The organism is Dietzia sp. NPDC055877, assembly GCF_053615975.1.
In genome coordinates this window covers 17131-41357 of record NZ_JBSHCV010000004.1, presented here as the reverse complement: position 1 = coordinate 41357, position 24227 = coordinate 17131, and the positions used below count along the sequence as shown (strand labels likewise).

Annotated in this window: 19 protein-coding genes and 1 riboswitch; of the genes, 11 read left to right on the top strand and 8 right to left on the bottom strand. The window is 72.0% G+C overall.

All coding sequences use genetic code 11. The features are described 5' to 3' along the window. Positions 1–51: 51 nt before the first annotated feature. Positions 52–1521, bottom strand: a complete 1470-nt coding sequence (locus tag ACWGLC_RS06390; RefSeq protein WP_452099109.1) for an NCS2 family permease — start codon at positions 1519–1521, stop codon at positions 52–54. Positions 1522–1597: 76 nt separating this feature from the next. On the opposite strand from ACWGLC_RS06390, the gene ACWGLC_RS06385 reads away from it, so the two are divergent. Further along, entirely contained in the window at positions 1598–1972 is a 375-nt protein-coding gene (locus tag ACWGLC_RS06385) for a DUF2530 domain-containing protein (protein WP_452099108.1), read from the top strand. Positions 1973–2125: 153 nt separating this feature from the next. On the opposite strand, the gene ACWGLC_RS06380 is transcribed toward ACWGLC_RS06385, so the two are convergent. Further along, the gene (locus ACWGLC_RS06380) at positions 2126–3091 is read right to left on the bottom strand and encodes a DUF3027 domain-containing protein (protein ID WP_452099107.1); all 966 of its coding nucleotides are present in this window, start codon (positions 3089–3091) and stop codon (positions 2126–2128) included. Positions 3092–3148: 57 nt separating this feature from the next. On the opposite strand from ACWGLC_RS06380, the gene ACWGLC_RS06375 reads away from it, so the two are divergent. From ACWGLC_RS06375 to ACWGLC_RS06365, 3 genes are read left to right on the top strand one after another with little or no spacing between them, the layout of a single operon-like run. Further along, entirely contained in the window at positions 3149–4081 is a 933-nt protein-coding gene (locus tag ACWGLC_RS06375; RefSeq protein WP_452099106.1) for a glutaminyl-peptide cyclotransferase, read from the top strand. Then, positions 4074–5600: an MFS transporter gene (locus ACWGLC_RS06370; protein WP_452099105.1), complete on the top strand. Its 1527-nt coding sequence runs from the start codon at positions 4074–4076 to the stop codon at positions 5598–5600. Before ACWGLC_RS06375 ends, ACWGLC_RS06370 begins: the two co-directional genes overlap by 8 nt. Next, positions 5597–6139, top strand: a complete 543-nt coding sequence (locus ACWGLC_RS06365) for a DUF2771 family protein (RefSeq protein WP_452099104.1) — start codon at positions 5597–5599, stop codon at positions 6137–6139. The genes ACWGLC_RS06370 and ACWGLC_RS06365 overlap by 4 nt, the downstream gene beginning before the upstream one ends. A gap of 86 nt (positions 6140–6225) precedes the next feature. Here ACWGLC_RS06365 and ACWGLC_RS06360 read toward each other — a convergent pair whose 3' ends face one another. Beyond that, the gene (locus ACWGLC_RS06360; RefSeq protein ID WP_452099103.1) at positions 6226–6633 is read right to left on the bottom strand and encodes a cold-shock protein; all 408 of its coding nucleotides are present in this window, start codon (positions 6631–6633) and stop codon (positions 6226–6228) included. Positions 6634–6762: 129 nt separating this feature from the next. Here ACWGLC_RS06360 and ACWGLC_RS06355 point away from each other — a divergent pair, with 129 nt between their 5' ends. Both ACWGLC_RS06355 and ACWGLC_RS06350 read left to right on the top strand, forming a co-directional pair. Beyond that, positions 6763–7065 carry a hypothetical protein gene (locus ACWGLC_RS06355; protein ID WP_230930119.1) on the top strand — a complete coding sequence of 101 codons (303 nt, stop codon included), beginning with the start codon at positions 6763–6765 and terminating at the stop codon, positions 7063–7065. A 180-nt stretch (positions 7066–7245) separates the two neighbouring features. Then, positions 7246–7400, top strand: a riboswitch (cyclic di-AMP (ydaO/yuaA leader). Between the two features lie 13 nt (positions 7401–7413). Beyond that, a complete protein-coding gene (locus tag ACWGLC_RS06350; protein WP_452099102.1) occupies positions 7414–8046 on the top strand; it encodes a transglycosylase family protein in 633 nt (210 codons plus the stop codon). 132 nt (positions 8047–8178) lie between these two features. Here the strand turns inward: ACWGLC_RS06350 and ACWGLC_RS06345 are convergent, their stop codons facing one another. Beyond that, the gene (locus tag ACWGLC_RS06345; RefSeq protein ID WP_230930117.1) at positions 8179–8376 is read right to left on the bottom strand and encodes a hypothetical protein; all 198 of its coding nucleotides are present in this window, start codon (positions 8374–8376) and stop codon (positions 8179–8181) included. Positions 8377–8492: 116 nt separating this feature from the next. On the opposite strand from ACWGLC_RS06345, the gene ACWGLC_RS06340 reads away from it, so the two are divergent. The 5 genes from ACWGLC_RS06340 to ACWGLC_RS06320 all read left to right on the top strand — a co-directional run bounded on the left by ACWGLC_RS06340 (position 8493) and on the right by ACWGLC_RS06320 (position 17501). After that, a complete protein-coding gene (locus ACWGLC_RS06340) occupies positions 8493–11024 on the top strand; it encodes a helicase-associated domain-containing protein (protein ID WP_452099101.1) in 2532 nt (843 codons plus the stop codon). A gap of 599 nt (positions 11025–11623) precedes the next feature. Further along, entirely contained in the window at positions 11624–13291 is a 1668-nt protein-coding gene (locus ACWGLC_RS06335; RefSeq protein WP_452099100.1) for a DNA repair helicase XPB, read from the top strand. Positions 13292–13389: 98 nt separating this feature from the next. After that, positions 13390–14139: a DUF3239 domain-containing protein gene (locus ACWGLC_RS06330; protein WP_452099099.1), complete on the top strand. Its 750-nt coding sequence runs from the start codon at positions 13390–13392 to the stop codon at positions 14137–14139. A gap of 166 nt (positions 14140–14305) precedes the next feature. Further along, positions 14306–16945 carry a nitrite reductase large subunit NirB gene (gene nirB / locus ACWGLC_RS06325; protein WP_452099098.1) on the top strand — a complete coding sequence of 880 codons (2640 nt, stop codon included), beginning with the start codon at positions 14306–14308 and terminating at the stop codon, positions 16943–16945. A gap of 118 nt (positions 16946–17063) precedes the next feature. After that, on the top strand, positions 17064–17501 hold the full coding sequence (locus ACWGLC_RS06320) for a nitrite reductase (NAD(P)H) small subunit (RefSeq protein WP_452099097.1): 438 nt from the start codon (positions 17064–17066) through the stop codon (positions 17499–17501). A 230-nt stretch (positions 17502–17731) separates the two neighbouring features. On the opposite strand, the gene ACWGLC_RS06315 is transcribed toward ACWGLC_RS06320, so the two are convergent. The 4 genes from ACWGLC_RS06315 to ACWGLC_RS06300 form a co-directional block, all read right to left on the bottom strand. Beyond that, positions 17732–18898: a uroporphyrinogen-III synthase gene (locus ACWGLC_RS06315; protein WP_452099096.1), complete on the bottom strand. Its 1167-nt coding sequence runs from the start codon at positions 18896–18898 to the stop codon at positions 17732–17734. Positions 18899–18964: 66 nt separating this feature from the next. Further along, positions 18965–20488: an FAD-dependent oxidoreductase gene (locus ACWGLC_RS06310; protein WP_452099095.1), complete on the bottom strand. Its 1524-nt coding sequence runs from the start codon at positions 20486–20488 to the stop codon at positions 18965–18967. Continuing rightward, on the bottom strand, positions 20485–22641 hold the full coding sequence (locus tag ACWGLC_RS06305) for a molybdopterin oxidoreductase family protein (protein WP_452099093.1): 2157 nt from the start codon (positions 22639–22641) through the stop codon (positions 20485–20487). The genes ACWGLC_RS06310 and ACWGLC_RS06305 overlap by 4 nt, the downstream gene beginning before the upstream one ends. After that, positions 22638–24074 (bottom strand): MFS transporter, encoded by a 1437-nt coding sequence (locus ACWGLC_RS06300; RefSeq protein ID WP_452099092.1) that lies wholly within the window; start codon positions 24072–24074, stop codon positions 22638–22640. The genes ACWGLC_RS06305 and ACWGLC_RS06300 overlap by 4 nt, the downstream gene beginning before the upstream one ends. Positions 24075–24227 lie beyond the last annotated feature (153 nt).

Below are 24227 nucleotides of genomic sequence, written 5' to 3'. Positions count from 1 at the left end.
CCGGTCACTCCAACCCCGCCGAGACCTTCGGTAATTCAGTCACTCAGTCCCTCAGGCCAGCGCGTCGGTGATCGGCCCGATGCCGAAGAACACCACGAACGCTGCCGCGACGATCCACAGGATCGGGTGCACGGTTCGCGCCTTCCCGGTCGCGGTGGCCATGACGACCCAGGCGATGAACCCGATGCCGATGCCGTTGGCGATCGAGTAGGTGTACGGCATCGCGACGATCGTGAGGAACGCGGGCAGGGCCACGGCGAAGTTCGTCAGGTCGATCTGCTTGATCTGCGAGATCATGAGCGCACCGACGATCACCAGCGCGGGCGCCGCCGCCTCGACGGGCACGACCTCGTACAGCGGCGTGAAGAACATGGCGAGCAGGAACAGCGTGCCGGTGACGATGTTCGCCAGGCCGGTCCGGGCGCCCTCGGCGATGCCCGAGGCGGACTCGAGGAAAACCGTGTTGGACGACGACGACGTCAGACCGCCGGCGACGGCACCGAAGCCCTCGACGACCAGCGCGGCCTTCATGTTGGGCAGGTTGCCCTTGGAGTCCATGAGCTCGGCTTCCTTGCCGAGGCCGGTGAACGTGCCCATCGCGTCGAAGAAGTTGGCGAGCAGCAGGGTGAAGACGAACAGCCCGGCGGCCAGCGGGCCGATGCGGGTGAACGCACCGATGAGGTCGACCTCACCGATCAGTGACAGGTTGGGGATCCCGCCGAGGGAGTCGGGGATGGCGGGTACCGCGAGGCTCCAGCCGGTGGGGTTGGGCTCGCCGTCGACGAAGGACGGCCCGGCGCCGGCGATGGCCTCGACGATCACGGAGAAGATCGCGGTCACGACGATGCCGATGAACAGCCCGCCACGAATCCGGCGCGCCACGAGCACGCCGCACAGCAGCAGACCCACCACAAAGACGAAGGTCGGCCAGGAGGCGATGGAGCCGCCGATGCCCAGTCCGACGGGCACGGTGGTGCCGGCGGCGTCGGGGATGCGGCGCACGAACCCGGAGTCCACCACGCCGACCATGGCGATGAACAGACCGATGCCCACCGCGATGGCCGCCTTGAGCTCCGGCGGCACGGCGTTGAACACGGCCGTGCGGAACCCGGTGATCGCCAGGATCACGATGATGATGCCCTCGATCACCACCAGGCCCATGGCCTCCGCCCAGGTCACCTGCTGCGCGATGGTCACGGCAACCAGCGAGTTGATGCCGAGGCCGGTGGCGAACGCGAACGGATACCGCGCGATGGCGCCGAACGCGATCGTCATGACGCCGGCCGTGAAAGCGGTGACGGCCGCGATCTCGACGATCGACAGCTGGTTACCCTCAACGTCCGTCCCGGATCCGAGGATCAGCGGGTTGAGGATGATGATGTAGGCCATCGCGAAGAAGCTGACGAGGCCACCGCGCACCTCGCGCGACACCGACGAGCCACGCTCGCTGATCTTGAAATAGCGATCGAGCGCGCCGATCTGCGCGGGGGGCTGTGAGGGGGCCCCGGTGCTCTGCGACATCTGACGGCCTTCCAGGCGAGGAGTTGAGGAACCGTCATAGAGTAACCGTCCGTCGGCCTGCGGTAGCGTCGCGGTCATGACGGACGACTCAGCGGAGCCTCAGGCGCACCATGTGCCTCAGCAGCCCCACGGCCCGTCCGCGTCCGAGGCGTCCCCCGCCCCCGAACACCCCCGGCCAGAGCGTCGGGTGCCGCCGATCCCGTCGTACCTGCTGGATCCGCGGCCGCCGATGCTGATCGGCACCCTGGCGTGGACGATCGCGCTACTGGCGCAGATGCTCTTCTTCGACGGTGACATGCGCACGGTCATCCTGTGCGCGGTCGGTGTGGGCGTGGGCGCGGTCGGCACCGCGGTGTACGCACTCCAGCGCCGCGCGGTGATCGCGGGCAGTGCGGGCGCGCAGGAGGGCCTCGACTTCGACCGCGTCGCCGACCAGCCCGCCGCCAACTGACCTCACGCGCCGCTCACCGCCGCTCCGACGACAACGCCATCGCCCATCCCGGCCACTCACCGCTCAGCAGTCGCCCCGGATTCACTCGACATCCAGCTCGACAATCCGCGAATCCTCGAGCAGTACGTCCACCACACGGGCGGGGGCCGAAGCTCAGGAAGCGGATTCGGAGTCCTGGCCGGTCGGCTTCTCGTCAGGCTGCTCGGAGTCGGCGCCGGCAGGCCGATCGGCATCGGCGCCGGCGGACCGGTCGGAATCGGCCTCTGCGCGCGCCTGTGCGGCGGCCTTGAGCTGCTGCGGCAGGACCACCACGTCGACGGCGGCGTCGTCGAACGCGTCCGGGATCGCGGGACTCGTGTCCTTCGGCTTCTCCACCGCGCTGTGGGCGCCGCAGCCGTACTGCAGGTGCACCACCTGGCCGTCGGCCGAGAACTCGTTGGCGCACACCCCGAACATGGTGCTCAGCGAGCCCGCCACCGGCACCAGGAAACCGCAGCTCCCACAGTGGTACTTGGCGCTGCGGGCGATCTCGGCGTCCGGCCCGCGAACGGCCGACCACCGCTCGGCCGCCAGGGCGCGGCCCTCCCGACTCAGGTGCTGCTCACGACCGAGACCGATGGGTCCGGCCAGCTCGTCCAGGGCATCGTCACCGGTGAGCGTGTGTCCGGGTACGAGCCGCTCGTCGTCGTCACCAGGCGGGAGCAGGTCCCCCGCACCGAGGTCGCCGGCACGCACCCGCTGATCCCACGGCACCCACTCGGGCGCGATCAGCGCCTCGTCCCCGGGCAGCAACGCGATCTCGTCGACCGTCAGCTCCCCGCCCGGCACCAACGCCAGCACACACGCCCAGTACCACCCGCGGTACCCGGACAGATCCGCACCGAAACGATGGGTGGTGGTGAACGCGGCCTCGACCTCGGACCCGAGGTGCTCCCCCACGCCGGCGCCGGCGAACTCCTCGACTGCCGCGCGGGCCACCTCCACGCCGGAGGACAGCCGCTCACGCAGCGCCGCATCGAAGCCCGACTCCGGGTCGGTGCCCGCGGCGTCCGACTGGTCGTCGACGCCCACGACGCCCGCCTCCTGATCCGTGCTTACCTCGGTGTTCACCCCTCCCATTATGCGCATCCGCGGCGGGACGTCACGTTCCGGCCCGTCGTGCGGCATCCTGGGGTCATGCGCAGGTTCCTCGGCCCCGTCGGTCCGCTCATGCTGTCCCTCGCCCTCGTCGGGGGCCTCACGGCGTGCTCGTCTGGTGAGCCCGCTCCCGCCGAGACCGAGGCCTCGCTCGCGTCGTCGAGCGCGCCCGCCGGCGCCGGCAGCAGCGGTAGCGGTGGCGGTGGCGGTGGCGGTGGCGGTGGCGGAGAGGCAGTCTCACCCTGGCCGCCCAATGTCGTGGTGGGCCAGGTCGAGCCGCAGCCGAACCGCGGCACCGTCGAGGTCGTGCGCGAGATGCCCCACGATCCGGGGCTCTTCACCCAGGGCCTGGAGGTGGCGGACGGACAGATCTACGAGTCGACCGGCACCTACGGCGGCTCCCAGGTCCAGCGCCGGCCGCTGGATGGCGGGGACGTCTCCGTGTCCGTGCCGATGGCGGACCGTGAGTTCGGCGAGGGCCTGGCCCTGACCCCCGAGACTCTGTGGACCCTGACCTGGAAGAACCAGGTCGCGCACGACCGCGACCCGCAGACCCTCGAGGTGCGCGAGGAGATGCGGTACGAGGGCGAGGGCTGGGGCCTGTGTTACGACGACGAGCAGCTGATCATGAGCAACGGCTCCGACCAGCTGACGTTCCGCGACCCGGTGACCTTCGAGCCCACCGGGGCCGTGAGCGTGACCGCGGGCGGGGAGCCGGTGCCGTGGATCAACGAGCTCGAGTGCGTGAACGGCTCCGTGCTGGCGAACGTGTTCATGACCAGCGAGATCATCCGCATCGACCCCGCGACGGGCGTGGTCACCGACATCTACGATGCCTCGCACCTGCAGCAGCCCCGGCCGGACCACACCGACGCGGTGTTCAACGGCATCGCCGCACTGCCCGACTCGGAGAACCTGCTGGTGACCGGCAAGATGTGGCCGACGATGTACGAGGTGCGCCTCGGTGCGTGAGGCCGCCACCGGCCCGGACAGCCGCGCCGCGGGCAACTCCCGGCGGGCCGCCGCCTCGACGCGCCGCGCCGCCGGCTCGGTCGGCCGGGGCGCCCGCCGCGTCTTCCACGCCGACGGCGCCGACCGCTCCGGGCTCGCACCACTGAGCTACGTCACGGTCGCGAACTTCGCCTGTGACGCGATCCTCGCGGTGGCGCTGGCCAACACCCTGTTCTTCTCCGCCGCCACCGCCGAGTCGCGCGGCAACGTCGCCCTGTATTTCCTGGTGACGGTCGCGCCGTTCGCGCTCATCGCACCGGTGATCGGGCCCGCCCTGGACCGGCTGCGCAGCGGCCGCCGCCTGACCGTGTCGCTGACGTTCACCCTGCGCGCGGTGCTCGCGGTGATCCTGGCACTGAACTTCGACTCGTGGCTGCTCTATCCGCTGGCGCTCGGGATGCTCGTACTGTCCAAGACGTTCGGGGTGGTCAAGGCGTCCATCACGCCGCACGTGCTGCCGCCCGCACTGGACCTGGTGCGCACCAACTCGCGGCTGACCGTGCTGGGTCACGTCTGCGGCAGCGTCGTGGCGGGCGCGGCCGCCGCGGCGGTGGCGTGGATCTGGCACTCGCAGGCCGCGCTGTGGCTGCTGGCCGCGGTCGCGCTGGTGGCCGCGTACGTCGCCATGACGATCCCCCCGCGCGCCGAGGCCTCCCACGACGAAGAGTCGGCCACCCTGCGCGTCGAGCGCGGCTCGCTGACGCGCGGGCTCAAGGCGGTGCTCACGCGCCCGCTGGGCCGGGGCGTGCTGGCCACTCTGTGGGCCGAGGCGCTGATGCGGTTCATGACCGGCTTCCTCACCCTGTTCCTGGCGTTCGTGGCCAAGGCGCAGGAGAACGCCTCCGCCATCGAGCAGGCCGGACTGCTGGCCATCGCCGGCGCCGCGGGCGGCCTGGGGACCTTCGCCGGCAACGCCGTGGGCGCGCGTCTGCCGCTGGGCCGACCGGGCCGGATCGCCACCGTCTCCGCGGGTGCCGCACTGTCGACGGCGGTCGTGGCCGCGTTCCTGGGCTCCCTCTGGATGGCGGCGGTGTTCGCCCTCGTCGCGGCGATCGGCAGTGCGCTGGGCAAGGTCGCTCTCGACTCCTCGATCCAGACCGACATCCCCGACGCCGCCCGCTCGTCGGCGTTCGGCCGTTCGGAGACGGCGCTGCAGCTGGCCTGGGTGTTCGGCGGGGCGCTGGGCGTGCTGCTGCCGCCGGACTTCACGATCGGCTTCTCGGTGGTCGCCGTGGTGTCCGCGGTGATGTTCACCCAGTCGCTGCTCACCGCGCGCGGCTCGACCCTCGTGCCCGGCCTCGGCGGCAACCGGCCCCGCTTCCCCGGTGAGCCGCGCGTCGCCGACGGTCCCGGCGCGCCCCGCGCACCTCGCGCGCCCGACTCACCCCGCGAGCCCGGCGTCCCCCACGCCCCAGGGGACCCCACCCCTGGTGACCCCGATGAGTCCGACGACGACGAAGTCGGCAGAATAGAGCCGTGACCTCCAGCAGCGATTCCGAATCGACCGGCCTCCGCGTCCGCCCGATCACCTGGGCGATCCTGGCGTGGGTGATCATCATGATCTCCGCGATCGTCGGTGCGTGGAAGGGGTCGGAGGCGCGGTTCGGGGTGCTGCCGCAGATCACCGTGGCCACCGACCGGGGGCAGCAGTCGGCGCTGCCGTTCACCGCCACGGACCTGGACGGTAACTCATACACCAACCCTGTGCCCGAGTTCCTGATCCACGGCGAGCACACGCTGACGGTGCGTCTGCCGACCGAACTGAAGGACTCCACGCTGAACGTCTACGAGGTGCGCGAGGGTGGCACCCGCGACTTCACGGTCGAGGCGAACAGCGCCAGCGAGTTGCTGATCCCGGTGGAGACCGAGGAGGAGGGCCGCATCGAGGGCCTGGCCATCCGCTCGGTCCCGGTGGTCTACGACGCCGCCGGCGAGCCGACCATCCTCAACGGCGAGTGGTCGATGAGCTTCCTCTACGCCGACGCAGCCGGCGCCAGCGCCGGTACCGCGGCCGACTGACCCGGCACGCGAAACGGCGCCGATCATCTCGATCGGCGCCGTCACGGCATCTGTGTTCAGCTATCTGACTGCCATCCGGCCGGAAGCTACGGCTCCAGTTCGCGGGCGACCGCGCGGAGCACGGAGGCGACCCGGCCGGAGACCTTGGCGTCGGGCCGGTGGCCTCGGCGCAGCTCGGGCTGCACGGTCGACTCGAGCACCTTGATCATGTCCTCGACCATGCCGTGGAGTTCGTCGGCCGAGCGGCGGGGGCCGGTGCGCGGGGTTCGCTCCTCGGCGCCGGCGGTGGCGGGCTCGTCGTGGACCACCACGCGCAGTGCCTGCGGGCCGCGGCGGCCGGAGACCATGTCGAACTCGACGCGCTGACGCGGGCGCAGCGTCTCGACCCCGGCGGGCAGCGCGTCGGCGCGCACGTAGACGTCTTCCCCGCCCTCCTGGGACAGGAAGCCGAAGCCCTTCTCCGCGTCGAACCACTTTACCTTGCCGCTGGGCACCGCGATCCCCCTCTAGACACAGGCGCGCACCTGCGCGACCACGACCTCAACTGATGCTCCGACAATACCCCTACCCACATAGCCATCCGCGTTGGTACCCGTCCCGGCGGGGGCGGTACCCTGCCCCCTGTGAGCTCCGACGACCAGCGCCCGACAGATGCCACCGACCCCTGGGCCCCGGCCGGGTCCGAGGCCGCCCCTTCCGTGACCGGGGCGAGCAGCACGGCGCCTCGTCGTCGTGGTCTCTTCATCACCGCAATGGTGATCTTCAGCATCGGCGTGATCTTCACGATCATCGCTGCGGGCACCCCGTTGATCCTCGGCCGGGACGCGCCGACCATCCTCTACCTGGTCGCGATGCTGTTCACACCGACCGGATTCGTCCTGGGACTCCTGTACGCGATTCTGGGTTCACGTCCGCCGAAGGTGTGACAAACGGCACCTTTGTGGTAACGCCCCAGGTAACGGGGGGATAACAACTCACCGATTCGCGCCGTCCCACCAGGTTTTATTTCAGAATGGTGACGATCCCGCATCGAACCGCTACAGTTCTTTCCAGACTCGTCAGCGAGTTGGCATCGGACGCACCCCCGAACTCCGCCCTGCGGCCGATGTGACCAATCCATTAACCGGGCGGAGACGGGGGACCCGACAGGGCCCACGCCGGGCCCGGCGGCCAGACGGTCGCCTTGGGGTGAAGCCGCCAGCGGCGGCCGGACACACTCGTCCGAACCCGACAGCTCACCCCGTAGGCACAGAGTGAAAAGGACTGACGCGTACATGACCTCGAACACCGGACGCCACCGCGCCGCCACCACCTCCTCCGCGCCGAAGACCGCCGTCAAGGCCGTCATCGCGGGCACCGCCCTCTCGGCCGCCGGCCTGGCCTTCGCGCCCGGCGCCAACGCCGCCCCGGATTCCGACTGGGACCGCCTCGCGCAGTGTGAGTCCGGCGGCAACTGGGGCATCAACACCGGCAACGGTTACCACGGCGGCCTGCAGTTCTCGCAGGGCACCTGGGCCGCCTACGGTGGCACCCAGTTCGCGCCGACCGCCAACCAGGCCTCGCGCGAGCAGCAGATCGCGATCGCCGAGAAGACGCTGGCCGGCCAGGGCTGGGGCGCCTGGCCCGCCTGCTCGTCCAAGCTGGGCCTGAACTCCGCGCCGACCCCGCGTGACGTGAACAACCTCACCCCGAACCCGGCTCCGGCCCCGGCCGCTCCCGCGGCCGAGGAGGCCCCCGAGGCCGTCACCGCCTCCGACCATGCCCAGACGCTGCACGACGAGGCCGTGGCCCGCGGTATCGCGCTGCCGGTCCTGCCGACCTACGAGGCCAACCAGGACGCCATCGACAGCGCCTACGCCGCCAACCAGGACGCGGTCGACAACTTCTTCGCGACCTACCTGAACTGATGCTCAACGCCGTGGGTCGGCCACCGACCCACGGCGCGACGGGCCTCGCGTCCTAGTTCGGACGCACACGAAAGGGCCGCCACCCCCTCCAGGGAGTGGCGGCCCTTCGTTGTCCGCTGTGTCGGCGCCGCGTCAGGCCCGGACGGTCTTGTTGACCACGGTCTCCGGGTGGACGTAGTGCAGACGCTCGTGCGGGAGCGGGAAGCGCTCCTCGCCGAACGGCGACAGTCCGCCCGCGACCAGCGCGGCGAGTTCGGTGACCGGGTGCTCGCCGAACGAGGCGTCGGGCCATCCCGGGTTGTCATAGGTCAGTTTCTTCTTGGCAGCCACGCTGCAAGTCTCTCACCTCGGGCGCACTGTGTCAGCAAGTGGGTCGGATACCGTCACGGCCCTCGCCCGGCGCACGCGCGCACACCCGCGCCGACGTCACTAGGCTGGGACGGATCATGTCGACCTCCCGCGCCACGTCCCGCCCGAGCGCCGGCGAACCGGGCTTTCCCGCCTGGCTCGCCGAGCAGTCCGACGACGCCCTCGTGCGCATGTGCACCCTGCGCCCGGACGTGGCCACGCCCGCCCCCGCGTCGCTGGAGGTGTTGGCCTCGCGGCTGCGGTTGCCTGCGTCCACCGCGCGGGCGATGGGCACGCTGTCGTGGCCGGAGCTACTGGTGCTGGCCACGGCCGCCGCGTTGGGTGCCGATTCCGGGGCCGTCCCCCTGTCGGCGGTCGCGGAACGTCTCGGGGTCGGCAGCAACAAGTCAAAGAAAAACCGCAAGGACGACGACACCGCCCCATTCCCCACCGCCGTCGCCCGTCTCCGGGACCTCGCCCTGATCTGGGGAGAGGAGGACGGTGCCCGGCTGGTTCCGGTCACCGCGTCGGCAATCTCTGCCGCACCTGTGGTGGCGCCGCACCCGGGCGAACCCGCCGGGACCTCGCTCGAGGAGGCGTGGGCGGGATTGTCCGCTCCGGCGTCGGGTGTGCTCGAGGCGATCGCCCGCGGCCGTTCCCCGGTCGGTGCGCTGGGATCCGGCGCGTCCGAGTCCGTCCGGGCCGCGGCCGCCGAGCTCGCCGCCGCAGGCCTCGCCGAGATCACCACCGGCGGGGACGCAGGCGCCAGCGGACCCAGCGGCCGGGGCCCGGCCGGCGACCGGGCCGGGTCGGGCCCCGGCGAGGTGGTCATCCCGCGCGCCCACGCCCTGGACCGGGCGCGCCACGGCGCGCGTCCCGCCACCGCTTCCGCAGCGACTGCTTCCGGCACCGCTTCCGCCTCCGCGTCCGCGACGATCGGCGCCACCAGCGGCCCGTCACTGCTGGACCTGCCCGCGTGGGCCGACCCGGTGGACGGCCGCACCGGCAAGGCCGCCAAGAACGCCGATGCCTCGGGCGGCGTGGCCGCGCTCGACCTGCTGCACCGCTGCGATTCCGTCCTCGCCGCCCTGTCGACGATCCCGTTGACCACGCTCAAGGCCGGCGGCGTGGGTGTGCGCGAGCTGCGCCGCGTCGCCCGGGCCGCGCAGCTGGAGGAGTCCGAGCTCCCGTTGCTGCTGGAGATCCTGGCGGCGGCCGGACTCATCGCCGTGGGCGACACCGAGGTCGGGGACATCGCCTACGACTCCGTGTGGGCTCCCACCGAGGCCGCCGACATCTGGTCCGCCCGGGAGCCCGCCCGGCGCTGGGCCGAACTGGTCCTGGCGTGGTGGTCCATGCCGCGCGCACCGTGGCGGGTGGGCGCCGAACTCGAAGGCGGCGGCACCGTCCCGGCACTCGGCGATCCCGTCGGCCCGCCTCCCGCCGCCGAACGTGCGCGTGTCCTGGGCGCCCTCGCGCGCCTCGACCCGGCCGCCGAACCCGGGGACACACTGCTGCCCGAGGTGGTGCGCTGGTTCTCGCCGGTGTGGTTCTCCCGGGCCGGCGGGTCGCCGGTCACCGAGACGGTGTCCGAAGCACGGCGGCTGGGCCTCGTCGTCGTCACCACCGCCACCAGCGCCGCCCGCATGCTGGTGGACGGCTCCCCCGCCGCGACCACCGCCGGCGCGCCCGGCGCGGCACCGACCGTCGAGGAACTCGAGCCGGTCCTCGCGGCGGCGCTGCCCGACCCGGTCTCCGAGGTGATCGTGCAGGCCGACCTGACGATCCTCGCGCCAGGGCCCCTCGTTCCCGAGCTCGCGGCCGAGTTCGCGCTGCTCGCGGACGTCGAGTCAGCCGGCGCCGCCACCACCTACCGCGTCACCGAGTCCTCGCTGCGGCGCGCCCTCGACGCCGGGCGCACCGCCTCCGGGGTCCGCGACCTCCTCACCCGCACCTCCGTCACGCCGGTGCCGCAGTCGCTGGACTACCTCGTCGAGGACGTCGCGCGCCGGCACGGGCGACTGCGGGTGGGGACGGCGTTGTCGTTCGTACGCTGCGACGACCCGTCGCTCGTCGCCCAGGTGCTCGGCTCGCCCGCCGCCGAGAAATGCGCCCTGCGGATGGTGGCCCCGACCGTGCTCATCTCGCAGGCTCGGCCGCTCGACCTGGTCGAGGCGCTGCGGGAGGACGGGTACGCGCCGGTCGTCGAGGACACCTCCGGGGCGGTCGTGGCGTTGAGCCGGCCCGTCGCGCGAGTCCACGCCTCCAGCCCCGGGCGCGCACCCCGCATCCCCGCCCGCGCTCCCGGGCCCGCCGACCTGCGTGCCGCCGTGGCCGCGATGCGCTCGGCCGACCGGGTCCGCGCCGCCCGCACCGGTGCGGGCGGCCCCGGCGGCGCGGGCGGTTACACCGGCGAGGCCGCGATCGCCCGCCTGCACGAGGCCGCCTCCACCGGAACCGCGGTGACCGTCTCGGTGGTCGACGCGCAGGGCCGGTCCACCGCGCGGCTGATCGTGCCGGCGTCAGTGGGCGGAGGGCGCGTCGAGGGCATTGAGCCCGACACCGCCGAGGCCGTCACCCTGCCGCTGCACCGGGTCATCTCCGTGGCGGACGTCGACCCGACGCGCTGAGCCGGCCAGGGCGCGCCTGCGGCGGTGGCCGATGCCTGCGCCTTCGCCCGCTGCCCCGCCGCGGTCTGCGCCCCCTGCCCTGCCGCTGTCTGCGCCCGCTGCCCTGCCGCCGTCTGCGCCCGCTGCCCTGCCGCCGTCTGCGTCCACTGCCATGCCGCTGTCTGCGACCGCGCCCACCGCCGGAAGCCGATCCGTATCGCGGAACCGCCCTTCTACACCTCGCCGCCTATCAGATTTTCGCGCCACCTATCAGGATGCGCGCCACCCATCGGATCCAATGGGTGGCACACGATGCAATAGGCGGCGCGAAAACCTGATAGGTGGCGCGTGCCGCGTTGCGCAGCCCCCGTTGCGGTGGCGGGGCAGCGAACTGCGGGCGGCAGGCGGCACGCGGCAGGCGGCAGGCGGCAGGCGGCAGAGCTTGGACGACACCAGTCGCGAGAAACGAGTGAAATCCCTGCGTGTGGTCGTCCAAACCGGGGCGGGGGAACTCGTGCGGGAGGCCGATTCGGTCGGCCCCGACGCGGTCCCGCGATTTCCAGGACACTGGATAGGTCGGGCCCACGCGGACCCGGCGAGAGTCATCGAGGAGGCCCGAAGTGAGTGGTGGACCGCTGATCGTCCAGTCCGACAAGACCGTGCTGCTGGAGATCGCCCACGATCAGGCCGCCGACGCCCGCCAGGCGCTGGCGCCGTTCGCCGAACTCGAGCGCGCCCCCGAGCACGTGCACACCTATCGGATCACCCCGCTGGCGCTGTGGAACGCACGCGCCGCCGGACACGACGCCGAGCAGGTCGTCGACGTGCTGATCACCTACTCGCGTTTCCCCGTGCCGCAGCCGCTGCTCGTGGACATCGCCGAGACCATGGACCGGTACGGCCGGCTGCAGCTGGTCAAGAGCCCCGTCCACGGCCTGACCCTGGTCTCGCTCGATCCGGCGGTGCTGGCCGAGGTCAAGCGGCACAAGAAGATCGCCCCCATGCTCGGAGCGGACATCGACGCCGACACCGTGGTCGTGCATCCCTCCGAGCGCGGCCGTCTCAAGCAGGAACTGCTCAAGGTGGGCTGGCCCGCCGACGACCTCGCCGGGTACGTCGACGGCGAGGCGCATGAGATCGCGCTGTCGACCGAGGAAGAGCAGTGGGAACTGCGCGACTACCAGCAGATGGCCGCCGACTCGTTCTGGGCCGGCGGCTCGGGCGTGGTCGTGCTGCCCTGTGGCGCCGGAAAGACCATGGTCGGGGCCGCCGCGATGGCCAAGGCCAAGGCCACCACTCTGATCCTGGTGACCAACACGGTCGCGGGCCGACAGTGGAAGCGTGAGCTGCTCGCCCGAACCTCGCTCACCGAGGACGAGATCGGCGAGTACTCGGGCGAGCGCAAGGAGATCCGCCCCGTCACGATCGCCACCTATCAGGTGATCACCCGCAAGACGAAGGGCGTACACCGGGCGCTCGAGCTCTTCGACTCCCGCGACTGGGGACTGATGATCTATGACGAGGTGCACCTGCTCCCCGCACCGGTGTTCAGAATGACCGCGGATCTGCAGTCTCGTCGTCGTCTCGGTCTCACGGCGACCCTCGTCCGCGAGGACGGGCGCGAGGGCGATGTATTCTCCCTCATCGGCCCCAAGCGCTACGACGCCCCGTGGAAGGACATCGAGGCGCAGGGCTGGATCGCGCCCGCGGACTGCGTCGAGGTGCGCGTGACCCTGACCGAGAACGAACGGATGCTATACGCGACCGCCGAGGCCGAGGACAAGTACAAGCTGTGCTCGACCGCGCGCACCAAGATTCCCGTGGTCAAGAAGATCCTCGCCAATCACGCCGGTGCGCCGACGCTCGTCATCGGCGCCTACCTGGACCAACTCGAGGAGCTCGGCGAGGAGCTCGACGCGCCCGTCATCCAGGGTTCGACGTCCAACAAGGAGCGCGAGAAGCTGTTCGCGGCATTCCGCGCCGGCGAGATCACCACGCTGGTGGTGTCCAAGGTGGCCAACTTCTCGATCGACCTGCCGGAAGCCAGCGTGGCCGTGCAGGTGTCGGGGACGTTCGGCTCGCGGCAGGAGGAGGCGCAGCGGCTCGGCCGGTTGCTGAGGCCCAAGTCCGACGGCGGGCAGGCGCACTTCTACTCGGTGGTCTCTCGCGACACCCTAGACGCCGAGTACGCCGCCCATCGGCAGCGCTTCCTCGCCGAGCAGGGCTACGCCTACCGGATCGTCGACGCGGACGACATCCTCGGCCCGCCCATCCCCGAGGTCGGCTGAGCCGCTCGACCGAGGCGCCCACCGGGGAACCCTGGCCTCGCCCACCGGGGCACCCCGCCCGATCCCCCGACGATCCCGGGCCTGGGATACTGGCGGGCATGGCCGCCGACGGTAAAGCCCGCAAGAACACCTCCAGCAAGAATGCCCGCCCCGCGAAGGCGAGCAAGAAGCGCGGCGCCCCGCGCAACCCGCACGAGACGTACCGGCTCGCCCGGATCCCCGTCGATGACGCCTGGGCGCGCAAGCACAACCAGAACCTCGGTGAGGTGCGGCGGCTGCAGTGGTCGGCCGCCATCCTGGGCCTGATCGTCATGGCGGCCGGCGCCGGAGTCCTCATCTATTCCGAAATGGCGGCGTGGGGCTGGATCGTGGGCGGGGTTGCGATCGCGTTCGCGATCGGTTGCCTGGCGATGATCATCTACATCCCCCGCCGCATGGGCTCGGTACAGTCCACCTACGACACCTCCGAGCTGATCCCCGCAGTGATCGCCGAGGTCCGGCCGCGTGGCGTGACCCTGCTGGCGCTGGCCGACCAGGCGGTCGAGCGCTCGGCCGGCAAGATCCCGGTCCTGGTGGCCAGGCCGTGCGCACCGATCGAGGGCATCCCGTCGAAGGTCGGCGAGCGCGTGGCCTGCGTCGCCGTGGTGGGTAACCGCAGTGCCCGCGGGCGCGACAACCTCTACCAGTTCGTCTCTCCCATGCCGGTCGCGTGGGCGACCCCGGACAAGGCCGTCTGGCGCGACGCCGCCAAGCAGATCCCCGAGGGTGAGTGGGAGACGCTGCGTCAGAACGTCGACAAGGTCGGGGACGTCTCTGCCGAGGTCACGCGGATGCTCCCGCTCGACTGAACGTCACACCTACGCCGACGTGGCCCCCGCGTGCGCCACCCGTCCCTACCTCACCCCGGCCCCGCGGCGGTGTGAACGGAACGTCACGGACCCGTGATCGGGCGCCACATCGGCGCAACACGGTCTTCCTAGCCTGATCCGCACAGGCCCGGAGGAGGACCCACACATGAGCGAGCACATTGTCGTCGTCGGACACGGGATGGTCTCCCACCGCTTCGTCTCCACCCTCGGCACGCGGTACGCCCACGCGGACGTCGCCATCACCGTGATCGGCGACGAGGCCGACCCCGCCTACGACCGGGTGGGGCTGTCGGCCTACATCGGCAGTTGGGATCGTCCCTCGCTCCACATGGAGGACGCCCTCCACAGCGCCGACCCGCGCGTGACGGTCCGCTCCGGCCGGCTCGTCACCGCGATCGACCGCGCCGCCCGGACCGTCGAGCTCGACTCGGGCGAGTGCCTGCCCTACGACACCCTGGTCCTGGCAACCGGGTCGCGCGCGTTCGTGCCGCCCGTCCCCGGTCATGACCTGCCCGGATGCCACGTCTACCGCACGCTCGACGACCTCGACGCCCTCCGCGCCGACGCCGAACGCGCTCGGCCCGGCGCCCACGGCGTGGTGATCGGTGGTGGGCTGCTGGGACTCGAGGCGGCCAACGCGCTCAGCCAACTCGGCCTGACGCCGCACGTGGTGGAGCGCAACGATCGCCTCATGTCGGTGCAGGTCGACGCGCGTGGCGGCGCGCTGCTGGGCGACCTCATCCACGACCGCGGCATCACCGTGCACCCGGGCGTGACCGACACGGTGATCGAGCAGGATGACCGCAACGACGACGACAACGATCTCCACACCCGCAGTGATGCCGCCACCCGCGCCGACGCACTGCGCGTCCACCTGACCACTGAGGGCCGGACGGAGACCGTCGACGCCGCTGTGGTGGTGTTCTCGGTCGGGATCCGGCCCCGCGACGAACTAGCCCGCGATGCCGGCCTGACCCTCGCGGAGCGGGGCGGCATCCTCACCGACAGCGCGTGCCGCACCTCGGACCCGCGGGTGTGGGCGATCGGCGAGTGCGCGGCGATCGAGGGCACCTGCTACGGCCTGGTCGGCCCCGGCTACGCTTCCGCCGAGGTCGCGGCCGCCCGCATCGTCCGCGAGGTTGAAGGTCACTCCGCCGGCAGCCGGCCCGACGCGCCCGGCACCGACGACGGCACCGATGACGGACCCGAGTTCACGGGCGCCGACCTCGCGACCAAGCTCAAGCTGATGGGCGTGGACGTGGCCAGTTTCGGCGACGCCCACGCGCGCACGCCGGGCAGCCTCGAGGTGAAGGTCGACGATCCCGTTGCCCGCACCTACTCCAAACTCGTTCTGGGCCCCGACACCCGGACGCTGCTCGGCGGGGTGTTCGTGGGAGACGCGGGCCCGTATCAGCTGCTCAAGCCGTTGCTGGGGCGGGCGTTGCCGTCGTCGTCGCCCCTTTCTCTTCTCACCCCTGGCTCCTCGGGCGCGGACGGGGTGGGCGTGGACTCGTTGCCCGACGACGCCCAGGTCTGCTCGTGCAACGCGGTCACCAAGGGCGACCTGCGCGAGGCGATCTGCGGCGGGGCCTGCGACGTCGCCGAGCTCAAGTCGTGCACCCGCGCCGGGACCTCGTGCGGTTCATGCCTGCCCCTGATGCGGCAGGTGCTCGAGGCGGAGGGCGTGGAACAGTCGACCGCGCTGTGCGAGCACTTCGACCAGTCCCGCTCGGAGCTGTTCGAGATCGTCACCGTGACCGGCATCCGGACGTTCGCCGGCCTGATCGAACGGTTCGGCCGCGGCGCCGGCTGCGACGTCTGCAAGCCCACCGTCGCGTCGATCCTCGCCTCGACCAGTTCGGACCACGTCCTCGACGGCGAGCAGGCCTCGCTGCAGGACACCAATGACCATTTCCTGGCCAACATCCAGAAGAACGGCACCTACTCCGTGGTACCGCGGATGCCCGGCGGCGAGGTGACGGCCGACCAGCTCATCGTGATCGGAGAGATCGCCCGCGACCACGACCTGTACGTCAAGGTCACAGGCGGCCAGCGCATCGACCTGTTCGGCGCGCGCGTCGACGAGCTGCCCGCGATCTGGCGGCGGCTCGTGGACGCCGGCATGGAGTCCGGGCACGCGTACGGAAAGTCGCTGCGCACGGTCAAGAGCTGCGTGGGCACCTCGTGGTGCCGGTACGGGCAGCAGGACTCGGTGGGCATGGCGGTGCTGCTCGAGACGCGATATCGCGGGCTGCGCGCGCCGCACAAGATCAAGATGGGCGTGTCCGGCTGTGCCCGCGAGTGCGCCGAGGCCCGCGGAAAGGACGTCGGGGTGATCGCCACCGAGACCGGCTGGAACCTCTACATCGGTGGGAACGGCGGCGCGACGCCCCGCCACGCGGTCCTGTTGGCCGGCGATCTCACCGACGACCAGCTGATCCGACACATCGACCGGACCGTGATGTTCTACGTCCGCACGGCCGAGCGGCTGCAGCGCATCGCGCCGTGGCTCGAGGCGCTCGAGGGCGGGATCGATCACCTGCGCGACGTGGTGTGCGACGACTCCCTGGGCCTGGCCGCCGAACTCGAGGGACGGATGGAGGCACACGTCGCCGGGTACAGGGACGAATGGTCGGCCGTGCTGGACGACCCCGACAAGCTGCGCAGGTTCGTCTCGTTCGTCAACGCGCCCGGCGCGCCCGACCCGACTGTGCAGTTCGAACAGCGCGGCGGCCGCAAGGTGCCGGTACTGCTCGGCTCCCCCGCCATGCCGGCGCCCGCCTGACCTGACCTGCGGCTCCCGCCCGAGACGACCCGGGCCGCGGCCGCCCGCGCGGTGGCCGCACGCCCTATGGCCGCCCGCTGCTGACTTTCGATCCCCCGACTACCCGAGGAGACTCCCGATGACCACTTCCCTACGCCGCATCACCGCCGCGTCCGCCGACCCCGCCGACCGCGCCGACCGCGCCGACCGCGCCGACCGCGACGCCATCGAGATCCCGGTCTGCCCGGTCGACCGCCTCCTCTGCGGGCGCGGTGTCGCCGCGCTGCTGCCCGACGGTCGCCAGGTGGCGGTGTACCTGGTCGACGGCGAGGTTCACGCCCTCTGCAACATCGACCCGGTCGCGCGCGCCGCTGTGATGAGCCGCGGCCTGGTCGGCGACCGCGCCGGTGTTCCCGCGGTGATCTCGCCCATCGGCAAGCAGGCCTACGCACTGGCGGACGGTCGCGGACTCGACGACCCCTCGCGCGGCATCTCGGTCTTCCCGGCCCGGGTGGCCAGTGACGGCACGGTGGTCATCGCGACCGAGGCCGCCGTCCGGTATTCCATCGCGGCCTGAGCCGCTTCCCCTGGGCGGCGGTGCCCTGAACTCCGCCGCCCACCACGGCCGAGAGGCAGCGCATCCAGCTACGGATACGCTGCCTCTCCGCCGTGAACCCGGGGTGCGAGCGCCGACCCTCCACCTTGACGACATCACTGCGATTCTCGCCGACACCACGGCGAAAAAACCGGCCCCTCCTCGCAGTGGTGCCACCAAACCTCGGGGGGCACCTTCCGCCGGGCGGCCGATCAGATGTTCAGGCGATAGCCTCGCTTGACCACCGTGGACACCATGTCCGCGACGCCGAGCGCCCGGCGCAATCGGCCCATCGAGGTCTCCACCGCGTGCGGATCCGTTCCGTCGCCGGGCAGCGCCTCCAGCAGCTCCGCGCGGCTCACGCACGCCCCCGGCCGGCGGGCCAACGCCCGCATCAGCGCCAACTGCGCCGGGGACATCTCGACCGGGCGGCCGTCCACCAGCACAGCGGCCGCGCAGACCGACAGTTCGTGGCCGGCGACAATGATCGGCGCCGTCACCTCGGCGACCACCTCGGTCGTGTGACGCATGAGCGAGCCGAGCCTCATCCGGTCCGGCGCGGTGAAATCCACCCCGAGCTCGATCAGCGGGGCCGCGGTCACCGGGCCGACGCACAGCGCCGCGACCGGCCCGTTGAGCGCGTCCAGCAGATCGTCGTGAATACCCATCGCCCCGGCCCGCTCGAGCACGGCGATGACCGCCGGCGCCGCGGTGAACGTCACGCCGTCGACGCCCGCCCGCGCGATCGTGCGCACGAGATCGTCCAGCGCGTCGAGATCCTCCGGCAGCTCCCAGCGGTAAACAGGCACCTCGATCACCTCTGCGCCCGCCGTCCGCAGCCCGTCGAGCAGGACGGACATGGGGTTCCATCCCGAGCCGGCGCCCTGCACCTGGACGCAGACCGTCTGGCCGGAAACACCACGTTCGAGCAGCATCTCCAGCAGTTCGGGGCTGGCCTCGCTGGCGGCGGAGGCGTGTTCGCGCAGGCCCGCGGCCCGGATCGCGCCGGTGGTCTTGGGTCCGCGTGAGTACAGCGGGATCCGGCCCATCAGCTCGAGCAGGTCGTCCGCCAGGCCCCACTCCTCGCAGACCTGCATCCACCAGCGCACCCCCGCCGCCGTCGTCAGGACCATGATGTCGGCGGGGGCGGCCAAGGTGCGCTCGGTCGCCTCGCGGACCAGTTGGTCCTCGGCGACCGGGATCATCCGCATCGCGGGCGCGTGCAGCACGGTCGCGCCGCGACGCTCGAGGAGGGTGCGCTGCTCCGACGACCGCCGCGCGGCGGTGACAGCGATGGTGCGCCCCAGCAGCGGCTGCTCGCCAACCGGGTCGGCTGCGGGTCGGCGGGGCTCGGAAGCGTTGTCATCTGCGTCGGTCACGCCCCCATCATGGCCCACCTGTATTTCCGCCGTGTTTCACCCGACTCGCCGGCCTGTTGCGCGAGTTCAGCCGGCCTCGCGCAGCCACCCGCAGATCCCCTCGACCGCCGACGAGCATCCGCCGCAGCCGGTCCCCGCGCGCGTTCGCTCGGCCAGCCCGGCCCGGTCCCGCACGCCGTCCCGCCACGCCGCCACGAGGTCTCCCTTGCTCACCCCGTTGCAGCGGCACACCACGGCCCCGGCGGGCATGGTCGCCGGGGACGCGGCCGGGACCGCCTCGGCCCGACCGAGAACCACCGACACCACGTCGTCGGGCACCGGTAGCGCGCTCTCGTACAGCTGGGTCAGCACGCCGACCGGCTCGGGATGCCCCACCAGCACCGCGCCCACGATGCGTCCGCCGGCCACATCGACGCGAGCGTAGCGGCCGCGGGCGGGTTCGCTGATGGTGGTGACCGCCGTGTCGGCGGCGACCGGGTCGGGGGCCAGCTCGCCGAGGGCCACCACGTCGATCCCGTCGGCTTTGAGCCTGGTCACGGACGCTGCGCCCAGGTATCGCGCCGACGGATCGGAGCCGGTCAACCGCGCGGCCAGCACGACCGCCTGGTCCCACGCCGGCGCCACCAGCCCGCTCACGACTCCCCGGTGCTCTGCGCAGTCGCCGATCGCGCTGATCGCGGGGTCGCTCGTCGCCAGCTCGTCGTCGACCACCACGCCGTCGCCCACCTCGAGCCCGGCCGCCAGCGCGAGCTCGGCACGAGACGCCGACCCGGTGGCCAGGACCACTGTGCTGCAGCGGACCTCGCCGTCGTCGAGCACGAGCGACGCCCCCTCCCACCTGCTGGCGCGCGCCCCGGTCACCACGCGCACGCCCAGCGCGCCCAGGGCGCGGACGAGGACCGCGCCGGCGCCGGCGTCGAGGCACCCGTTCATGGGCCACGCGCGGGGATGGACGACGACGACGTCGTGGCCCGCCGCGGCCAGCGCGCAGGCCACTTCCAGACCGATGAAACCCCCTCCGACCACGGCGACCGGGCCGGGGTGCGCGGCCAGATGGGCGATCAGCTCGCGGCAGTGGGCGGCGTCCCGGAGGACGAACGCTCCCGCGGCCAGCCGACCGTCGGGCCCGCGGATGCCGTCGATGGGCGGGATCCGGGGCGCGGCGCCGGTGGCCAGGACGAGGTGGTCGTAGTCCACGCGTTCGCCGCCGGCGAGCTCGACCTGACGCGCCACCCGATCGATCGCCACAACGGACGTAGAAGTACGCATTCCGATGTGCGAGCGGGCCCACCAGCCGGCGGGCTTGAGTCGGGCCAGGTGGACGCGGTCGGCGATCACGGCCTGGGTGAGCATGATCCGGTTGTACGGCTCCTCCGGTTCGGCGCCGAGCACAGTCACCGCCAGCCGGCGCGGGTCCGGCTGCCCCGCACGCAGTTCCTCGGCGAGGCGCGCGGCGGCCATCCCGGCGCCCACCACCACGACCCGAGTGGGCGGCGACTGCGGCGTCGGCAACGACTTCGGCGCCATCGTCGGTACCTGCGTCGGCGCCGGCTTCGGCACCTGCGGCTGCGGCTTCGTCGGCGCGCTCATGCCGCCTCCAACCGGACCGCGCACACCTTGAACTCGGGCATCCGGCTCCGCGGATCCAGCTCGGGCAGGGTGAGCCGATTGGCCCGCCCGTCGCCGCCGAAGTGGAAGGGCAGGAACACGGTGTCGGTGCGCATGTCCTCGTCGCAGCGCACGACGGCCCGGACGCTCCCCCGGCGGGACACCACCTGCGCGGGATCGCCGTCGTCCAGGCCCGCCGCCCGCGCGACCACCGGGTGGACCTGCACCCACATCCGCGGTTCGGCGGCGACGAGTTCGGTCACGCGCCGGGTCTGGGCGCCGGACTGGTAGTGCGCCAGTAGCCGGCCGGTGGTCCCCAGCAGCGGGAACTCGGCATCCGGCGGCTCGGCGGGCGGCCGCACGCCGTCCAGCGCGAAGCGGGCACGGCCGTCGGGGGTGGCGAACCGGTCGAGAAACAACCGCGGGGTGCCGCCGGGCGAGTCGGCGCCGCAGGGCCAGTGAAGGACCTCGCCGGCATCGAGCCGGTCCCAGTCGATCGCCGAGTAGTCGGCCGGACCGCCGGCGGAGGCGCGGGCGAGCTCGTCGAACACCTCCCGCGGGTCGACCGGGAACCGCTCCGGCCCGCGGCCCAGCCGCCGGGCGAGCTCGTGCCAGATCCACAGCTCGTCACGCGCCCCGGCCGGCGGGGTGACGGTGCGGCGCCGGCGCAGCACGCGCCCCTCGAGATTGGTCAGTGTGCCCTCCTCCTCGGCCCACTGCGTCACCGGCAGCACCACGTCAGCGAGCGCCGCGGTCTCCGAGAGCACGAAATCGGCTACCACCAAGGTGTCGAGCGCCCGCAGCCGGGCCACGACCCGGTCCGCGTCGGGCGCCGAGACCACCGGGTTGGAGGCGTGCAGCAGCATCGCCGAGGGCCCTCCGGGCGTACCGAGCGAGTCGAGCAGTTCGAAGGCGGACAACCCCGGCCCCGGGATCTCCGCTGAGTCCACGCCCCACACGTCGGCGACGTGCGCGCGGGCAGCCGGGTCCGTGATCAACCGGTATCCGGGCAGCTGGTCGGCCTTCTGCCCGTGCTCGCGGCCGCCCTGCCCGTTGCCCTGCCCGGTGAGCGTGCCATATCCGTTGCCGGGCCGTCCCGGTAGTCCGAGCGCCAGCGCCAGCGCGATCGCCGCGCTCACCACGGAGCTGCCGTCCGCGTGCTGTTCCGCACCGCGCGCGGTGAGGACGTATGAACCGCCGTGCGCGTCGCAGCGCTGATCACTGCAGGCCGGGTCGCCGTGGTCCCGTTTCCCCTCGGCGAGCAGCGCGACGGTCCGCTCGAGCTGTGCCACGGACACGCCGGTCACCCGTTCGGTGCGCTCCGGAAGCCACGCGGCAGCGTGGCCCCACGCCTCGTCGAAGCCGCTGGTGCGTGCCGCGATGTAGGAGGGGTCGAGGTGTCCGCCGACGACGACGAGGTGCAGCAACCCCAGGAGCAGCGACGCGTCGGTGCCCGGTCGCAGACGAAGGTGCACCCCGCCGCCGTCGAGGGCCCGCCGGGCGGTCGCGGTGAGCCGCGGGTCGGCCACCACCAGGCCACCGGCGGCGGCCGCGCCGTCGAGGTGCTGGAGGAACGGCGGCATGGTGTCGGCGGGGTTCGCGCCGATCAGCAGCACGGCCCGCGCGTGGGAAAGGTCGGTCACCGGGAAAGGCAGTCCCCGGTCCAGGCCGAAGCTCAGGTTGGCGGCGGCAGCAGCACTCGACATGCACCAGCGGCCGTTGTAGTCGATCAGCCGGCTGCCCAGCGCGAGTCGCGTGAACTTGCCGAGCTGGTAGGCCTTTTCGTTGGTCAGCCCGCCGCCGCCGAAGACGGCCACTCCGTCCGGGCCGCCGGTCGCCTGCGCACGGCGGATGCCGTCCGCGACCCGCTCGAGCGCGGTGTCCCAGTCGCAGGGCTCGAGCTCACCGCCCACGCGCACGAGCGGGGTGGTGATCCGGTCGGGGTGGTCGAGCAACTCGGCCGCCGTCCACCCCTTGCGGCAGAGCCCACGGCGGTTGGTGGGGAACCACGCCGGGCTCACCTGGGCGGGCGCGTGCCCGGCGCGCGGGTTGACCGTCATCGCGCACTGCAGCGCGCAGTACGGGCAGTGGGTGTGCTCGGTGGGAGTGGTCGGCAGCTCCGCGATTCGCGTCATCGAATCGCCGCCGGTTCGTCACCGGTGAGCGGGGACCCGGTCGACGGCGTCGTCGTCGTCATCGTGATCGGCACCTCGCCCACCCCGGGCCGGCGCAGGTACACGGCCCGGGTGACCAGCGCGGCGATCACGTAGAACGCCGCGAACACCCCGAACGCCGTCGTGGCCGACCCCGACGCCTGATAGGACGCGCGCAGCGTCATGTTGATGCCGAATCCGCCGAGCGCACCCACCGCCCCGGCGACCCCGATCAACGCGCCGGCGTGCGCTCGCGACCACGCGGCTCGCTCGGACTCGACCAGTCCGAGGCCGCGGCTGCGCGCCTCGAACACCGCCGGGATCATCGTGTACACCGAGGCGTTTCCCACCCCGGTCAGTGCGAACAGCGTCAGGAACGCAGCGAAGAAAAGGACCAGCGCGCCACCCGACAGGGTGCCGTCGCCGCCCGCCTGCAGCGTCGACGTGTACACCAGCGCCAGGGTGGTCACGGCCATCGCGCAGAACGTCCAGAACGTCACGCGCGACCCGCCGAGCCGGTCCGACAGCCGGCCGCCGCCCATTCGGGTGAGCGAGCCGAGCAGCGGACCGAGGAAGGTGAGCTGGGCGGCGTGGAGGGCGGCCTGGCCCGGGGTCTGACCGTTACCGATGAACGTCATGGTGAGCATCTGGCCGAAGGCGAAGCTGAAGCCGATGAACGAGCCGAAGGTACCGATGTAGAGGAGTGAGAGCACCCAGCCGTCCCGGTCGCGCGCGACGTCCTTCATGGACTGCACGTCGACCGGCTGGTGCGGCAGGTTGTCCATCCGCAGCGCCGCGCCGATACCCGCGACCGCCAACAGCAGCAGGTACAGGCCGATCACCCAGTGCGGCGACCGGTTACCCGCCAGCGCGATCACGATCAGCCCCATCACCTGGATCGTCGCCACGCCCAGGTTGCCGCCGCCGGCGTTGAGGCCCAGCGCCCAGCCCTTCTGGCCCTGGGGGAAGAAGGCGTTGATGTTGGTCATCGAGGAGGCGAAGTTGGCGCCGCCCAGGCCAGCGATCGCGCCGGCCGCCAGGTACGCCCACAGCGGCTGGCCCGGGTTGGCCATGATCCACAGCATCGCCGTGGCCGGGATGAGCAGCACGAACGCCGAGAACATGGTCCAGTTGCGGCCGCCGAACACCGCCGTGGCCAGCGTGTACGGGATTCGCAACACCGCGCCGGTGAGGGTGACCACCGCGGAGACGAGGAACTTGTCCGCGGCGCCGAGGCCGTAGACGTCCTCGGGCATGAACAGCACCAGCACGGCGAACAGCGTCCACACGGAGAAGCCGACGTGCTCGGCGAACACCGACCAACGCAGGTTGCGCATGGCGATGCGCCGCCCGCCCGCCTCCCATTGGCCGGTGTCCTCCGGATCCCAGTTCCCGATGACGTGTGAACGCGTCATGTCGCAACCCCTCCCGCTCGTCGTCGGCGCCTGTCCCGGCGCGCTGTGTCCGCTGACAGTAGGGAGCCGCTGTTTCCCCGGCGATACGGGCGATGACGGCGCCGTCACGGTGTGCTCACCTGGACGCGTTCGGGCCGTGAGGGGGCCGCCGTC

What these genes read in the sequence shown, in the direction of transcription:
- ACWGLC_RS06390 (WP_452099109.1), bottom strand. Translation starts at nt 1,521, where the DNA reads ATGTCGCAGAGCACCGGGGCCCCCTCACAGCCCCCCGCGCAGATCGGC.
- ACWGLC_RS06385 (WP_452099108.1), top strand. Translation starts at nt 1,598, where the DNA reads ATGACGGACGACTCAGCGGAGCCTCAGGCGCACCATGTGCCTCAGCAG.
- ACWGLC_RS06380 (WP_452099107.1), bottom strand. Translation starts at nt 3,091, where the DNA reads ATGGGAGGGGTGAACACCGAGGTAAGCACGGATCAGGAGGCGGGCGTC.
- ACWGLC_RS06375 (WP_452099106.1), top strand. Translation starts at nt 3,149, where the DNA reads ATGCGCAGGTTCCTCGGCCCCGTCGGTCCGCTCATGCTGTCCCTCGCC.
- ACWGLC_RS06350 (WP_452099102.1), top strand. Translation starts at nt 7,414, where the DNA reads ATGACCTCGAACACCGGACGCCACCGCGCCGCCACCACCTCCTCCGCG.
- ACWGLC_RS06340 (WP_452099101.1), top strand. Translation starts at nt 8,493, where the DNA reads ATGTCGACCTCCCGCGCCACGTCCCGCCCGAGCGCCGGCGAACCGGGC.
- ACWGLC_RS06330 (WP_452099099.1), top strand. Translation starts at nt 13,390, where the DNA reads ATGGCCGCCGACGGTAAAGCCCGCAAGAACACCTCCAGCAAGAATGCC.
- nirB (WP_452099098.1), top strand. Translation starts at nt 14,306, where the DNA reads ATGAGCGAGCACATTGTCGTCGTCGGACACGGGATGGTCTCCCACCGC.
- ACWGLC_RS06320 (WP_452099097.1), top strand. Translation starts at nt 17,064, where the DNA reads ATGACCACTTCCCTACGCCGCATCACCGCCGCGTCCGCCGACCCCGCC.
- ACWGLC_RS06310 (WP_452099095.1), bottom strand. Translation starts at nt 20,488, where the DNA reads ATGAGCGCGCCGACGAAGCCGCAGCCGCAGGTGCCGAAGCCGGCGCCG.
- ACWGLC_RS06305 (WP_452099093.1), bottom strand. Translation starts at nt 22,641, where the DNA reads ATGACGCGAATCGCGGAGCTGCCGACCACTCCCACCGAGCACACCCAC.
- ACWGLC_RS06300 (WP_452099092.1), bottom strand. Translation starts at nt 24,074, where the DNA reads ATGACGCGTTCACACGTCATCGGGAACTGGGATCCGGAGGACACCGGC.